Raw genomic sequence first — 15,163 nt, forward strand, 5'->3', positions numbered from 1 at the left:
AAATGGTTGCGAGCTCGTTATTTGATAAAGCCCTGCAACTAACCGCCTATTCATCGATCCGGCTTCAGTTAACTGCCATAGGGAGCCTCCGTACAAGAACAAGACAAAAAGCCGTATCCTCTGCGGATACGGCTTTGCTGATTGAACGATTCGGAAATCGACAAAGCCACATCCTCATGCGGATGTGGCTCTTCATGATGCAGGCAAAGAAACATACCGTCCAATGGCCTAGCTTTTATTAACGATCTGCTTACCCTTAAAGTTGGACTTCTGAATCTCTCTTGTGTTAACGAGTACAGGAAGCTCTCTCATCCCACTAACCATCGGCGTGTGACAGAAATGACAAGTCGGCGCCTCTTCAAATGAAAAATTATCTCTCATCCATCCGTTACACCCATCCTGTGCGCAGTACCAGACTGCCGTCATCTCAAGGGGGACTTCCGCTTCCTTTTTCTTTGAATAGTACACTGCCTCCTGACCTCCTCCCAATTGCTTAACCAATTATTCAAAAAAGAACAATGCCCCAAACATGATGTTCGAGGCATTGTTACTTACGACTTACAAGGATACTACAGTTTTACAACATTCTCAGCTTGCGGTCCGCGGTTGCCTTGAACAACATTGAACTCTACGCGTTGACCTTCGTCGAGCGATTTGTAGCCATCACCAACGATTGCGCTGAAATGTACGAATACGTCGTTACCACCTTCAACCTCGATAAAGCCGAAGCCTTTCTCTGCGTTGAACCATTTCACTGTACCAGTTTGCATGTAGGAGCACCTCCTTCTTGTTTAAATATGTGCTTTTATTTCTTGAAAAATAAATTCACATATTGTACAAGCTTATTGTATTAAAACAATAACCTTCTACAACGTGTGAATTAAAGGTCAGCATTCCAATCAACCCATTATAACTCACTTTTCTCATAATTGCAATATCCCTAGCCATAAAACAAACTAGGGATTTGCTGGGCCTGTTCGCAAGCCTGTTAAGCAGCATTCTATTCGCTACTCCGTAATCAATCCATGCGGTGTAATATGCTTCATTCGGTAAGCTGCGGTCATCGATACGGCATATGCCAGCAGTACCAATCCAGCACACAATCCTGCAATAACAGGTGGCTTAATAACAAACTGTACATTATGAATGCCTGCGCCAGTGAGCAGCACCGTCAGAATGCTATTCGTCAACAGCGCGCCAAGCAGTCCGCCGATAATTACACCCGCAAGCATGATCGGAATGTAGCTGAATGCCAGCTGATTCATCAACTGTGGCGTCGTATAACCCGTCGCCTTCATAATGCCGAAATCACGTCTGCGCTTGAGCAGCGTCGTACGTACGACCATGAACAGAATCAGCACGACGACAATAATCGTAATGACCAGCACAATCGCCATGATTGCAGCTACGGCAGACGAATAGATGGAGCTCTGGCTGTCGATCGTCGCATCGATGTCCGTCACCTCAGTAATCATATCGCCATATTGCGCCTTCACTTCATTCATAAACTGCGTATTCGTTACCCCGTCCAAATAAACCTGAATGAGCTGCCCCGTATAACTTGGAATTAGATGCTGTGCGCCTGATAGCGTCAGGTACGCCGCTTGCCCCATGTTGCTGATCGATTGACTTAGCCCCGTCACTAAATAGGTGTAAGTTGCGCCGCCCGTTTCTACCGTAACGGTATCCCCGACGCTTTTGTTGATGAGCTTCGACACTGCCCAAGAAATTGCAATTTCATTATCGAATTTCGGGAATCGGCCATCGTAAACCATCTGATTGTTGAGCTTGCTATAGTCATCCGATACGCTGGTCAGAATGCTTTGCCCGTCCACCGTCGTCGTTATGTTGTCAAGTATGACCGACTTCTTCACACCTGCCATCCGATCAATCGCGGCCTTAAGCTCCCCGCTGTTCGCCTCGGAGCTTGATTGAATTGCAACGTTTGACGTTTCTGCGCCGACGAGATGAATGAATGCAGTCTTATCTCTTGCGATGTTATCATACAGCGCAATCGAGAATACGGATGCGAAAGTAACGGCAATCATAATAGCAGTGATCATCAGATTCTGTCTGCTGTTGATCATGATCGATTTGCAGGCATGCAGCAGCTGCAATCCGCCTCTCGCTTTCTCCAGGGAGAAATAATTGCGCTTGAAGTTATGCGTCTTCACGCCGCCGCGAAGCGCCATAACAGGATGCAGCTTGCGGATACGCATCGACGTGAATAAAGCGACGAGCGTAACGGACCCAACGACGAGCAGCATACTCACCAGAATAAGAGTTCCTTGTGCCTGCTGCTCCCATATAAGCCCCGTTAGTGTAGCCAAGATACCTCCAAACACTGGGAACAGCGCATAGGATAAGGCTACACCTATCGCACCTGCTATGAACGAAATGAGCGAGAACTGTCCTACATGCGAGGATGTAATTTGCCGACTGGTATAGCCAAGCGCCTTCAACACCCCGATATTCACGACACTGTCTTTAATGATATTAGATACTCGGAACCGAATAACGAGCAGCGCCGCGAGTACAATAACAATGGAGAACGCGACAAGAATGGCTGCAATCATGTTGACCGTGAGGCCGCTAACCTGCTTCATCACTTCGATATCGGCCATGTAGTGAAACTTCGCGTTTACGCCCTCCGTGGCAAGCGGATAGACCTTATGATAATCATCGAGAATTCTCGTCGATTGCGACATATCTTGCATGGTTGCCGATATCAGAATGCCGCTCGCATCCTCGCCCAGCTCAGCGGCCAGCTTCTGGTAGGCAGCGTCCGACAGGAACATTTTGATAAGACCCATATTGTTCGTAGCAAGCATCGTCGATTCGAAGAATCCTGCCGTTTGATAACGGTACGACTTATTCTGGAACGCAATCGATATTGTATCGCCGAGCCGGTAGCCGCCGCTCTTATAGTAGCTGTATGGCAAGTAGATCGCATCAGCTGCGGGTACTGTGCCCAGTCGGTCGATCAACTGCAACGGTCCTAAGCTCCGATTCGAATCCGCATTAAGCAGGGAGAGTGCCGTGTTCATATCACTGTCGCCGAAACGCATCGTAGCTGAAGGCATAACGATAACAGGCTCAATCTCGGTCGCGGTCACGCCCTTATAGTTTCTGAAGAAATCGCCATTCTCATCCTTGTAATCGGACTTCTTCATCATCATAACGACATACGGATCGCTAAGCTCCTCCACCTTATGTTCATAGAAGGAGGACATGCTCGAAATAATCGTAAGACCCACATTCAGCAGCAAAGATGCTGCCGCGATCAGCAGAATGAGGGAAACGACGGTGCCCTTCCCTTTGCGCAAATTCGCTTTGATCAGATTCATGATGCTCATCTTACCACCTCATGTCGGCCAGGAAATCTTGCAGCTGCTCCTGCCGTTCAACGCTGTGGCCTTTCTCGTAAGCACCTAATGACATATCCCCGCGAATGACGCCATCTCGCAGAAAAAGAATCCGATTGCCGCGCATCGCCGTCTTAATATCATGCGTAACCATGACGATACTCTGCCCGCTCTTATTCATCGCTGTCAGCACATCAAGCACGCTGTCGCTAGCCGCGGAATTAAGCGCGCCAGTTGGCTCATCGGCGAACAGAATTGCCGGCTTATTAATGAGCGCTCTCACAATGCCTGCCCGCTGCGCCTCGCCGCCCGACAGCTGGGAAGGGAACTTCCTCCATGCTTCTTCGCCCAGTCCAACTTCAAGCAGCATCTGCTTCGCTCGTGCTGCCGTCTCCTTCTTGTTGCGGCTAATGAGCAGCCCACTTGCCAACACGTTATCGAGCACGCTCATGTTGTCGAGCAGATGGATTTGCTGGAACACGAAACCACAGTTGTTTCTGCGGAAGATCGCCAGCTTATCGTTGTTCAGCTTCGAAATTTCATTGTCCCCGAAGTGAATCGTTCCAAGCGTTGGTTTATCCATGCCGCTCAGTGCGTAGAGCAGCGTCGATTTGCCGGAGCCTGAGCTTCCCATGATGACCGTGAAATCACCTTTCATCAGACTAATGTCTAAGTTCTTCAATACATGCTGCTGGAGTCCGCCGCTGGAGAACGTTTTGCACAGCTTCTCCGTTCTAAGTAATACATTTTGCATACAATCACCCTCATCGATTTAAGATTATCGCTTCTCTTCTGCGTCGCAACAGGCCGTCATTCATGCTACACCCTTACTATACCGAACCAATTCTTAGTAGAGCTTTGCGCATTTCTTAACGGATTCTTAAATCGGTCAGGAAGCCAGCTTCAATCGAAGGATGACGGTAAAGCCGTCACTGCGGTTGAAGCATTCCGCTTCACCTTGCATGTTCTGCATGAGGTAATTGGAGATGAATAATCCGAGGCCAGATCCGCTCAATCCCTCCGCATTAGCACCCCGATAAAATTTGTTAAACAACAGCGGCAGCTCATCTGGATCCACTCCATTCCCATAATCCAGAATACTGAGTTCCAAGTGGTCATTCCTGATACATGAGCGCACCGTCACATCCGTCTTCGCGTATTTGTACGCGTTGCTGATGACATTATCGATCACCTGCTGAAGACGAGACGTATCCATAAGCACAAGGCATGGCGGGAGCGGCTCGCAATGAACGCGTTCATCATAATCCGCCTTGGCGAACATCTCCTGCACAATGCTGCTCGACTGCTCGCTAACCGTTACGTGAAGCTGCGTCATCTCTTCAAGCGTGGCATGGAACATGTCCGTAATAAGCAAATGAATCTGCTCCGCCTTTGCGTAAATGTTGCCGAGCTGTCGGGTTGTCTTCTCGTCTTGCGCGCTGACAAGCATTAACTCCACGACCGCCTTGATAGAAGCTACCGGTGTCTTAATATCATGGCTTAAACTCGCGACAAGTTCCTTCTTGCTTCGGTTCGCTTCATATTCGCTTTGCCTTGCAGCGGCAAGCTGCTCGCGCATGAGATCGAAGCTTTCCGTGAAAGCGCCGAAAGGGTTGTGGCGGCTCATCGGCAGCGGAACATCCAGATTGCCGGTCGCAATCTGGGAGGCGAAGCTCTGCAGTCGCATGAACGGCTTAAATACGGTGCGATTCAACCAGATCGCATAACCGCCGCACAATAAAGCGAGCAGAGCGAATGCGATGATGACGCTCAACGCAAGTCGATGCTTAATGTCGTGAAACGTCTGCTTGTAGTCGTTGAGCACGATGATTTTGCCAAGCTGCTGCCCGTCTTTCGTGATGTCCATGATCGTACCGTTATGTTTAACGGCATTATTAAAGGTCGTGAACAAACCGGTCGACGTCTCGTAGATAGGCGCGCCGTTATTGTCGAGCACGACGAACGGGAGCGTGACGGCTTGATAATCTTCGGGGGCCAGGTCCGGCCAGTGGCTCTCCACTGTTTTCACGATTTCATTGACAGCGACGACGTCGACATCGGTGTTGATCGCTATTCGGTTAATGAGGATAAAGAATAGAAGGCCGGCTGCGCATATAGCTGCGGCGATGACGAGCAGTCCCTTGGACTTCATAAGCTGCCGTCCTCCAGGATGTACCCTTTGCCCCACACAGTCTTAATGTATTGCGGCTCATTAGGTTTCACTTCAAGCTTCTCTCTGAGATGGCGGATATGTACGTTCAACGTGCCGTCGCCGACGAAGGAGTCTCCCCACACTTGGCGGAACAACTCTTCCTTCGGAATGATCCGATTCTTGTTGCTGGCCAGATAGGTGAGCAGCTTGAATTCCATTGCCTTGAGCTTGACCTCTACGCCCTGGACGCGGACGCGTTCCATCTGTTCGTCGATCGTGACAGGGCCGTAATCGAGCGATGGTGTCACGGTTGTAGTGCTGGCGTTGATGGTTGTGCTGTTGTAGCGCTTGAGCACGGCCTTCACCTTCGCATGCAGAACGCTGAGCGTGTACGGCTTCTGGATATAATCGTCCCCGCCGATGTTGAGCGCGATGAGAATGTCGTCATTACTCGTACGCGCGCTAATAAACAGAATCGGGATCTGCGTCGTTTGTCTAAGCTTTCGACACAGCTCAAATCCCGACGTTGCTCCCAGATTAATATCTAATAGAATGAGCGACACCTCATGTTGCTGCAGAAACGCAAGGCACGCCTCCGAGCTCGTCACATAAGCCGACTGAACGTCGAACATATTGAAATACTCGCTTGTCGTCTCCGCCAGCACTTCCTCGTCATCTACAATTAAACAGTCGTATTTCATTGGGATTCTCCTTAGGATAAAGAGTTTGTATGGAATAGGGGATATTTTCTAGCAATCATATAAACATATTAGGGGGAATGGGGATGTTGTACAACGCTTTACTTGTTTTAACCCGTCTCATTCTGGGCAGGATTGGCAATCCTTTTAACGAATAAGTACGCAGGTCATATCCTAGGAGGGACTTATGGGCAGAGTTGTGCATTTCGAGATTCATGTCGATGATATGGAGCGTGCGAAGAAGTTTTACGGCGAGATTTTTGGATGGACGTTCGAGGATTGGAGCGCATATGCGGGGATGCCGTATTTCGGAGCGACAACGGGAGATGCCGATCAGATGGGGATTAACGGGGCATTGATGCAGCGTCGCGGCCCTGCTCCGCAACCCGGTCAGCCGATGAATGGCTTCGCCTGCACTATTGGCGTGGAAGACTATGACTCCACTGAAGCGAAGATTTTGGAATACGGCGGTCAAATCGCTTTGCCCAAATACGCTCTGCCAGGGATGGCATGGCAGGGGTATTGCATCGATACGGAAGGCAATGTAATCGGTATTCATCAGCCGGATCCGAATGCGAAATAAGTTGATGCTTTAATCGAACCACGCGAGCATCGCTAGCTCTTGTTCAGTTCAGATGCCGCACGGCATACGAAGCATCCCTAACAACAAAATGGTTGAGCAGATTTCCTTCTGCTCAACCATTTTGACTTTCTTAGACTTATTCCGCAGATTGCTTCTGCTTCTGCTCGGCCAAGCGTGCCTGCTTCTCAGCTAACTGCTTAGCCGAGTGAGCGAGCGTGCCATCGATCTCATCAATGGCTTTCTTAAGCTTAACTTCCCGTGAGATTTTGCTGCTCAAATCGTTCATCGATTGACTCAATTTCTGGTCACGCTGAAGCTGTTTGATTTGGGACGACAAATGATCACGTTTCTTCTTATGTTCACGAACGAACTTCTGAAGGTCAGCAATCTCTTTCTCTAGTCGAGCGATGATAGAACGGATGAAGCTAATTGCCATTCGTGCACCTCTTTATTCCATAGTTCTGCATAGACACCATTTTACTATAGTTGGCACGATAAGCAAAAAATGAACCATCGGTCGATGAATGCGCAGCCGAACGACAGTCAGGTGCGAATTCCACGTGATATCATCATCCGTTACGTCGTCTCCGCGCATCTTGGCATTAGCAGCATTCGCGAAAACAGGGAAAACCTCGAGCGAGTCATTCCGATGATCAGCGACTTACAGCATAATGCAGCAACAAAAAAGCACCTCTTCGCATTGCAAGAGGTGCCCTTCGTTTGAAGTGCGCTAAACCATTGTCGGCTTACGACGTATGACCAGCAATGTACTGGAGCGTTCCGACCGGGTATGACGTCCACTCGCCATACAATTGGAAGCTCGTATTCCCTGCACGGATGCCGGACTTGCGGATGATGGTGCCGCCATTGGGCATAAACGCAGTGGTCGCGTTTGGATCGCCCAGCACATCGATGATTACGCCGTTCTTTTTCAAGACAAAGCCCGTCGTAAGCGTCGTTCCACCATTAAATAGCGCTAATTCTTCATTGTAATATGTTGCGTTCGTGATATCGAAAAAGTCATAAAAAACCTGGTCGATGAATAAGTACGGCATGCCTTTCCACAACGGTAATAACGCCTTTGAATAGGAAGACTTCTGTCCGGTATTCTTATTATACTGGTAGACCTCAAGCGTGTACCCCGATACCGTCTGAGAAGTGTCTCCTACTGGATTAAAGTAGAGCTGGAGCGCCGTACGCCCATTGCCCGCGTCCATATATTGCGAGAAATACAGCTCCTCCGCTCCCTGTGGATCGACCGCCACACTTAGGACTGCTGCAGTGCCATCTGCTCCAATGATCCAAGTATTAAGCGGCATGCCATCCCAAGTCCACTTCGTTCCATTCAAAGTGGTTGGACCGGTAAACGTGGAATCCGGCGTACCCGTATAGACCTTGAATTGGGTTTGGTTTGGAAAAACAGCTGCTAAATCATACAAGATACTCTCCTTGACGCCTTGCTTGGTCCGTATATTCACTAGTCCATTAGCTGCAAGCGGCGCATTGCGTACTGTCAAACTATACGTGGCCGTGCCGCCTTTGCCATCGTCTGCTGTAATTAGAACCGTCGTGCTGCCTGCTGTCGCGCTAGGCGTCAATGTAATCATGCCGCCGTTGATCGCTGCCTGGACAATGCCCGCTGCCGCTGGAACAGCCGTAAAGGTTAGCGCATCTCCGTCTGGGTCCTCGAACAATTGCGTCAAATCGTAACTCCGTGCGTTCGTCACACCTGCCGTCAGCACCTGTTCATAAATGGAGGCTGTAACATTTGGCGCTTGGTTCTGCGATGCTGCAGCCTGAACCGTAACCGTCAGCTGCGCCGTCGCCTGACCGCCGCGTCCATCCGATACCGTAACCGCGATCGTCGTCGAGCCTGTCGCAACAGGCGTCAACGTCAACTGCTTGCCGGTGACAGACACTGTTACGACACTTGTGTCGTTCGAAGTCGCCGTTACCGTCAGCGCATCATTCTCCGGATCGCTCAGGTAGGAGCTGAGATTGATGTTTGTCGGCGCGTCGCCCATCTGAAGTCCCTGTGCAGGAAGCGTTGCAATTACTGGCGGTTCATTGACCGTCACCTGGAACTGCGTCGTCGCCTCGCCGCCCTTGCCATCCTGGGCTTTCAGCTGGATCGTTGCCGCTCCGGTAGCGACTGCATGCACCTTCGCTTGCGTTCCCGTCAACGTCACCGTCGCAATGCCCGTATTCGACGACGACACCTCGTACGTCAGGGCATCCGCGTCCGGATCGCTGAACAGCGGCGACAGATCCAGCATATAATCCGCTTGGCCGACCGTTAACGTCTGATCGCTTGGCGTCTGCTGCACAACCGGATTCTGGTTCGGCGGCGGCGATACCGTAACCGTCAACTGCGCCGTCGCCTGACCGCCGCGTCCATCCGATACCGTAACCGCGATCGTCGTCGAGCCTGTCGCAACAGGCGTCAACGTCAACTGCTTGCCGGTGACAGACACTGTTACGACACTTGTGTCGTTCGAAGTCGCCGTTACCGTCAGCGCATCATTCTCCGGATCGCTCAGGTAGGAGCTGAGATTGATGTTTGTCGGCGCGTCGCCCATCTGAAGTCCCTGTGCAGGAAGCGTTGCAATTACTGGCGGTTCATTGACCGTCACCTGGAACTGCGTCGTCGCCTCGCCGCCCTTGCCATCCTGGGCTTTCAGCTGGATCGTTGCCGCTCCGGTAGCGACTGCATGCACCTTCGCTTGCGTTCCCGTCAACGTCACCGTCGCAATGCCCGTATTCGACGACGACACCTCGTACGTCAGGGCATCCGCGTCCGGATCGCTGAACAGCGGCGACAGATCCAGCATATAATCCGCTTGGCCGACCGTTAACGTCTGATCGCTCGGCGTCTGCTGCACAACCGGATTCTGGTTCGGCGGCGGCGATACCGTAACCGTCAGCTGCGCCGTCGTTTGACCGCCGCGTCCATCCGATACCGTAACCGCGATCGTCGTCGAGCCTGTCGCAACAGGCGTCAATGTCAACTGCTTGCCGGTGACAGACACTGTTACGACGCTTGTGTCGTTCGAAGTCGCCGTTACCGTCAGCGCATCATTCTCCGGATCGCTCAGGTTGGAGCTGAGATTGATGTTTGTCGGCGCGTCGCCCATCTGAAGCCCCTGTGCAGGAAGCGTTGCAATTACTGGCGGTTCATTGACCGTCACTTGGAGCTGCGTCGTTACCTCGCCGCCCTTGCCATCCTGGGCTTTCAGCTGGATCGCTGCCGCTCCGGTAGCGACTGCATGCACCTTCGCTTGCGTTCCCGTCAGCGCCACCGTCGCAATGCCCGTATTCGACGACGACACCTCGTACGTCAGGGCATCCGCGTCTGGATCGCTGAACAGCGGCGACAGATCCAGGATATAATCCGCTTGGCCGACCGTTAACGTCTGATCGCTCGGCGTCTGCTGCACAACCGGATTCTGGTTCGGCGGCGGCGATACCGTAACCGTCAGCTGCGCCGTCGCCTGTCCGCCGCGTCCATCCGATACCGTAACCGCGATCGTCGTCGAGCCTGTCGCAACAGGCGTCAACGTCAACTGCTTGCCAGTGACAGACACTGTTACGACGCTTGTGTCGTTCGAAGTCGCCGTTACCGTCAGCGCATCATTCTCCGGATCGCTCAGGTAGGAGCTGAGATTGATGTTTGTCGGCGCGTCGCCCATCTGAAGCCCCTGTGCAGGAAGCGTTGCAATCGTTGGCGGTTCATTGACCGTCACCTGGAACTGAGTCGTAGTCTCGCCGCCTTTGCCATCCTTGGCTTTCAGCTGGATCGCTGCCGCTCCGGTAGCGACGGCATGCACCTTCGCTTGCGTTCCCGTCAGCGCCACCGTCGCAATGCCCGTATTCGACGACGACACCTCGTACGTCAGGGCATCCGCGCCCGGATCGCTGAACAGCGGCGACAGATCCAGGATATAATCCGCTTGGCCGACCGTTAACGTCTGATCGCTCGGCGTCTGCTGCACAACCGGATTCTGGTTCGGCGGCGGCGATACCGTAACCGTCAGCTGCGCCGTCGCCTGACCGCCGCGTCCATCCGATACCGTAACCGCGATCGTCGTCGAGCCTGTCGCAACAGGCGTCAGTGTCAGTTGCTTACCCGTGACAGATACCTTTACGACACCTGTTTGGTTCGAGGTCGCCGTTACCGTCAGCGTATCGTTCTCCTTATCGCTGAGATAGGAGCTGAGATTGACAATGGATGGGGCGCTGCCCATCTGAAGCGACTGAGCAGGTAGCGCCGCAATCGTTGGCGGCTCATTGACCGTCACTTGGAACTGCGTCGTAGCCTCGCCGCCCTTGCCATCCTTGGCTTTCAGCTGGATCGTTGCCGCTCCGGTAGCGACGGCATGCACCTTCGCTTGCGTTCCCGTCAGCGTCACCGTCGCAATGCCCGTATTCGACGACGACACCTCGTACGTCAGGGCATCCGCGTCCGGATCGCTGAACAACGGCGATAGATCCAGCATATAATCCGCTTTGCCTACCGTTAACGTCTGGCCGCTTGGCGTCTGCTGCACAACCGGTTTCTGATTCGGCGGCGGCGATACCGTAACCGCCAGCTGCGCCGTCGTCTGACCGCCGCGTCCATCCGATACCGTAACCGCGATCGTCGTCGAGCCTGTCGCAACAGGCGTCAGTGTCAGTTGCTTACCCGTGACAGATACCTTTACGACGCCTGTTTGGTTCGAGGTCGCCGATACCGTCAGCGTATCGTTCTCCTTATCGCTAAGATAGGAGCTGAGATTGACAATGGATGGCGCGCTGCCCATCTGAAGCGACTGAGCAGGTAGCGCTGCAATCGTTGGCGGCTCATTGACCGTCACTTGGAACTGCGTCGTCGCCTCGCCGCCCTTGCCATCCTTGGCTTTCAGCTGGATCGTCGCCGCTCCGGTAGCGACGGCATGCACTTTCGCTTGCGTTCCCGTCAGCGTCACCGTCGCAATGCCCGTATTCGACGACGACACCTCGTACGTCAGGGCATCCGCGTCCGGATCGCTGAACAATGGCGATAGATCCAGCGTATAATCCGCTTTGCCTACCGTTAACGTCTGGCCGCTTGGCGTCTGCTGCACAACCGGTTTCTGATTCGGCGGCGGCGATACCGTAACCGCCAGCTGCGCCGTCGTCTGACCGCCGCGTCCATCCGATACCGTAACCGCGATCGTCGTCGAGCCTGTCGCAACAGGCGTCAGTGTCAGTTGCTTACCCGTGACAGATACCTTTACGACACCTGTTTGGTTCGAGGTCGCCGATACCGTCAGCGTATCGTTCTCCTTATCGCTAAGATAGGAGCTGAGATTGACAATGGATGGCGCGCTGCCCATCTGAAGTGACTGAGCAGGTAGCGCTGCAATCGTTGGCGGTTCATTGACCGTCACTTGGAACTGCGTCGTCGCCTCGCCGCCCTTGCCATCCTTGGCTTTCAGCTGGATCGTCGCCGCTCCGGTAGCGACGGCATGCACTTTCGCTTGCGTTCCCGTCAGCGTCACCGTCGCAATGCCCGTATTCGACGATGACACCTCGTACGTCAGGGCATCCGCGTCCGGATCGCTGAACAGCGGCGACAGATCCAGCATATAATCAGATTTGCCTACCGTTAACGTCTGGCCGCTTGGGGTCTGCTGCACAACCGGATTCTGGTTCGGCGGCGGCGATACCGTAAGCTGGAATATGTCGGTCAAGCTGCCTCCGCGTCCATCGGACGCTTTGATCGTAACCGTCGTTACGCCAACCTTTACCGGCATCAACACAAGCTGGTCACCATTAAGCGCGTATTTCGCGACCAATGTATCCGCAACAGAAGCCTCGTACACGATCATGTCCTGATCAGCATCCTTAAAATAATCGTTTAACGCTACGGTTACATTGCCCGTTCCGATCGACTTGGTCTGACTCGGAATCCCACTGCTCTTCGGCGGCTCGTTAACCGTTACCGTGAAGGTCGTGTTGGCCTTCTTGCCCGCCTGATCATCGGCTACTACGGCTATATTCACGGTGCCTCGAGCAACCGGCGTCAGCACGATCGAATCTCCAACCAGCACCGCTTTGCATATTTTATTGTTTAAGGAGGTAACGGCATATTTCAACACCGTTTGTTCATCGTCGATGAAATGACCTGTCAGGCCAATGGTTAAGTCGCTATCGCCCACAGTCGTCAATTGGCTGGCGAACGGAACCACAACTCTAGGCGCCGTATTTACAGCAGGGGTCGAGGCACTGGCCAGCTTCACTGTAGATGTGGGTACGCCCGCATCATAGGAAATACCCTGCACTTGTACGGTCGAATCGACCTGCACGTTGGCCGCTGGATTAGTGACCTGCATCGTGGAGATCGTGCCTCCCCCGTTCAAATTCAACGGCTCCGACGTATTAATAGTCATGCTCCCGACCGTTCCATTCACTGAAAGCGTCGAAGCCTGCTGCGTGTTCACCGCCACATTCTGGACGGATCCTTGCAGAGTGACCTGTTCGGCGCCTCCCGCTACCGTTACTTGCTGTAAGGCTGAAGAGGTATGATTGCTCAAAGTAGCATTTGACAGCACGGTCGCCGCTTGAACCGAGGTGCTCTCAAGCAACTCCACATGAACGTTCTCTTTGTTGATCTCGACGTTCTTCAGTTGAGATTCAGAGAATACAACGGTGTTGTCATCTCCGCCATAAATCAAAGTGTTGCCTTCGACCTCAAGGTTGCGTGCGTAGAAATCATTCTCTAACTCAGGCGTAATCTGCAAGTCCTTCTTCACCTTCAGGTTGCGCACGGTAATATAATTGCCCGCCACCACAAGGTCCCCGTCCACTGCGGCGCCATTGCCGTCAAGCACCAGGTTTCCGCTGAACTCCGGAGCTTGCTCAGCCGGCTCTATGCCGCTCGCATGGATAACAAGCTTCGTTATCGATTGCAGCACATGTCCGTTTGAGACAAATTGGATTTCTGCCCCTTCCAACGCCTCTCGGTTCGCCTGCCGCAGCAACCCTTGCATAGCAGCAGGAATGCGATAGGCAACCCCGTTAATCGTAACCTTCCCGTTCTCCAGTTGCTGCAGCAGTGCAAGCTTAGACTGGGGGAGGAACGTATTTAATAAGCTCTGCGCAATCTCCTTCCGCAGCACTGACGCCTTCGGCTGGAAGTTTCCGCCCGATGTTGGGAACACGCCATAATTTATTGCTGCATTCACATAAGACTGTGCCCACGGGCTGACGTGGCTCCAATCGAAAAGGTTAGCGGCTTGTCCGGCCGCCTCTATCGGAAGCTGGGCAGCACGCATAAGCAATACTGCCAGCTGCTCCCGCGTCACGGGAGCGGTTGGACGAAACGTAGCATCGGAATATCCAAGCATCAATCCTGCTTGCTGTACCGCCTGAATGCTGCCGCTTGCCCAATGGGATGGCGAAACATCCGAGAATGCAACAGACTTTTCACCCGTCGGAAGCTGCAGCGCTCTAGTCAACAGCACGGCCATCTCTTGGCGCGTCAGTACGTCATTCGGCCGAAATTTATGCGAGGAATCGCCTTGGAGAAGACCCGCTTTCACAGCGTTGGCGATTTGTGACACTTGCTCCTTCGACAGGCCTTGCAAGTCCGAGAATATATCCACGGAGGTATTTGCAGTCGACCCGGCGTATGCAGGCGATGCGGCAACAGGCGATAGAGCCAAGGTCACTGCAAGGGCCGCGGTTGCCCATTGACGAGAATGCTTCATTCGCATGGCCTCCTTTCTAAACATTCGTTATGGTTGTATTGAATATGTGTTGAGGTTATCCGTGTAGTTCGTTCCTTCATCTATCCATTCCGAGCTGTCATAACCCTGTACGTTTCCACGTTTCATTCCCGATTGACGTGCCATAGACTTGCCAGGCGTAAACACCGCGATGTCAACCAATACGTCATCATAGTACAGGCTAAGCGTTACAGACTGACTCGTGTCGTTAAAGAATCCCATGTAATTGTAGTAATCAAAGGACAAGCCACCGGTGTAAAAAGATTCTCCGATCGTGAATGTGCTTCCTTGGGCAATGATATCCCCGGTAAGCGCAATTGAATCGCCGCCATCACTGCGCTCGATTCGAATGTTGGATATGTCAATGTCCATATCTGTCGGATTGTATAGCTCAATGCCTTGCAGGAACATGTCATTATCATCGCCCCAGATGAGCTCGGAGAAGAACACCGTTTTCTTCTGCTCTACTGTCACTGTGAAGGTCGTCGTTTCGGTGCCGCCGTTGCCATCGTTCGCCGTTACCGTCACCGTTGTCGTGCCCGCAGCCACTGGCGTAATGCTCACATTCGTTCCGCTTACGGATACCGTCGCCACGTTCGAATCCGACGATACCGCCG

10 protein-coding genes and 1 pseudogene are annotated in these 15,163 nt (G+C 52.7%); 2 read left to right on the plus strand and 9 right to left on the minus strand.

Annotation, left to right across the window (positions count from 1 at the left end; genetic code table 11):
* Positions 1–228: 228 nt before the first annotated feature.
* The 6 genes from H8B09_RS21700 to H8B09_RS21725 all read right to left on the minus strand — a co-directional run bounded on the left by H8B09_RS21700 (position 229) and on the right by H8B09_RS21725 (position 6,218).
* Entirely contained in the window at positions 229–468 is a 240-nt protein-coding gene (locus H8B09_RS21700; protein WP_191205638.1) for a cold-shock protein, read from the minus strand.
* Between the two features lie 101 nt (positions 469–569).
* Positions 570–770 (minus strand): cold-shock protein CspD, encoded by a 201-nt coding sequence (gene cspD, locus H8B09_RS21705; RefSeq protein WP_110044167.1) that lies wholly within the window; start codon positions 768–770, stop codon positions 570–572.
* A 237-nt stretch (positions 771–1,007) separates the two neighbouring features.
* Complete coding sequence (locus tag H8B09_RS21710) at positions 1,008–3,356, minus strand: ABC transporter permease (RefSeq protein ID WP_191205639.1); 2,349 nt, start codon at positions 3,354–3,356, stop codon at positions 1,008–1,010.
* 1 nt (position 3,357) lies between these two features.
* On the minus strand, positions 3,358–4,119 hold the full coding sequence (locus H8B09_RS21715) for an ABC transporter ATP-binding protein (RefSeq protein WP_191205640.1): 762 nt from the start codon (positions 4,117–4,119) through the stop codon (positions 3,358–3,360).
* A gap of 135 nt (positions 4,120–4,254) precedes the next feature.
* Positions 4,255–5,517 (minus strand): sensor histidine kinase, encoded by a 1,263-nt coding sequence (locus tag H8B09_RS21720; protein ID WP_191205641.1) that lies wholly within the window; start codon positions 5,515–5,517, stop codon positions 4,255–4,257.
* Positions 5,514–6,218, minus strand: a complete 705-nt coding sequence (locus H8B09_RS21725; protein WP_191205642.1) for a response regulator transcription factor — start codon at positions 6,216–6,218, stop codon at positions 5,514–5,516. The genes H8B09_RS21720 and H8B09_RS21725 overlap by 4 nt, the downstream gene beginning before the upstream one ends.
* A gap of 184 nt (positions 6,219–6,402) precedes the next feature.
* Between H8B09_RS21725 and H8B09_RS21730 the strand changes: the two genes are divergently transcribed.
* Positions 6,403–6,798 (plus strand): VOC family protein, encoded by a 396-nt coding sequence (locus tag H8B09_RS21730; RefSeq protein WP_191205643.1) that lies wholly within the window; start codon positions 6,403–6,405, stop codon positions 6,796–6,798.
* Positions 6,799–6,934: 136 nt separating this feature from the next.
* Here H8B09_RS21730 and H8B09_RS21735 read toward each other — a convergent pair whose 3' ends face one another.
* Positions 6,935–7,234, minus strand: a complete 300-nt coding sequence (locus H8B09_RS21735; RefSeq protein WP_191205644.1) for a hypothetical protein — start codon at positions 7,232–7,234, stop codon at positions 6,935–6,937.
* Positions 7,235–7,303: 69 nt separating this feature from the next.
* On the opposite strand from H8B09_RS21735, the gene H8B09_RS21740 reads away from it, so the two are divergent.
* Entirely contained in the window at positions 7,304–7,522 is a 219-nt protein-coding gene (locus H8B09_RS21740; protein WP_224753842.1) for a hypothetical protein, read from the plus strand.
* Between the two features lie 22 nt (positions 7,523–7,544).
* Here the strand turns inward: H8B09_RS21740 and H8B09_RS21745 are convergent, their stop codons facing one another.
* Together H8B09_RS21745 and H8B09_RS21750 are read right to left on the minus strand one after the other, a co-directional pair.
* Positions 7,545–14,528 carry an S-layer homology domain-containing protein gene (locus H8B09_RS21745; protein WP_191205646.1) on the minus strand — a complete coding sequence of 2,328 codons (6,984 nt, stop codon included), beginning with the start codon at positions 14,526–14,528 and terminating at the stop codon, positions 7,545–7,547.
* Positions 14,529–14,555: 27 nt separating this feature from the next.
* Positions 14,556–15,163 (minus strand): annotated as a pseudogene (locus tag H8B09_RS21750) (lamin tail domain-containing protein); the annotation flags it as partial.

The organism is Paenibacillus terricola, assembly GCF_014779765.1.
Taxonomy (GTDB): Bacteria; Bacillota; Bacilli; order Paenibacillales; family Paenibacillaceae; genus Paenibacillus_T; species Paenibacillus_T terricola.

What these genes read in the sequence shown, in the direction of transcription:
- H8B09_RS21735 (WP_191205644.1), bottom strand. Translation starts at nt 7,234, where the DNA reads ATGGCAATTAGCTTCATCCGTTCTATCATCGCTCGACTAGAGAAAGAG.
- H8B09_RS21715 (WP_191205640.1), bottom strand. Translation starts at nt 4,119, where the DNA reads ATGCAAAATGTATTACTTAGAACGGAGAAGCTGTGCAAAACGTTCTCC.
- H8B09_RS21725 (WP_191205642.1), bottom strand. Translation starts at nt 6,218, where the DNA reads ATGAAATACGACTGTTTAATTGTAGATGACGAGGAAGTGCTGGCGGAG.
- H8B09_RS21710 (WP_191205639.1), bottom strand. Translation starts at nt 3,356, where the DNA reads ATGAGCATCATGAATCTGATCAAAGCGAATTTGCGCAAAGGGAAGGGC.
- H8B09_RS21730 (WP_191205643.1), top strand. Translation starts at nt 6,403, where the DNA reads ATGGGCAGAGTTGTGCATTTCGAGATTCATGTCGATGATATGGAGCGT.
- cspD (WP_110044167.1), bottom strand. Translation starts at nt 770, where the DNA reads ATGCAAACTGGTACAGTGAAATGGTTCAACGCAGAGAAAGGCTTCGGC.
- H8B09_RS21745 (WP_191205646.1), bottom strand. Translation starts at nt 14,528, where the DNA reads ATGAAGCATTCTCGTCAATGGGCAACCGCGGCCCTTGCAGTGACCTTG.
- H8B09_RS21720 (WP_191205641.1), bottom strand. Translation starts at nt 5,517, where the DNA reads ATGAAGTCCAAGGGACTGCTCGTCATCGCCGCAGCTATATGCGCAGCC.
- H8B09_RS21740 (WP_224753842.1), top strand. Translation starts at nt 7,304, where the DNA reads ATGAACCATCGGTCGATGAATGCGCAGCCGAACGACAGTCAGGTGCGA.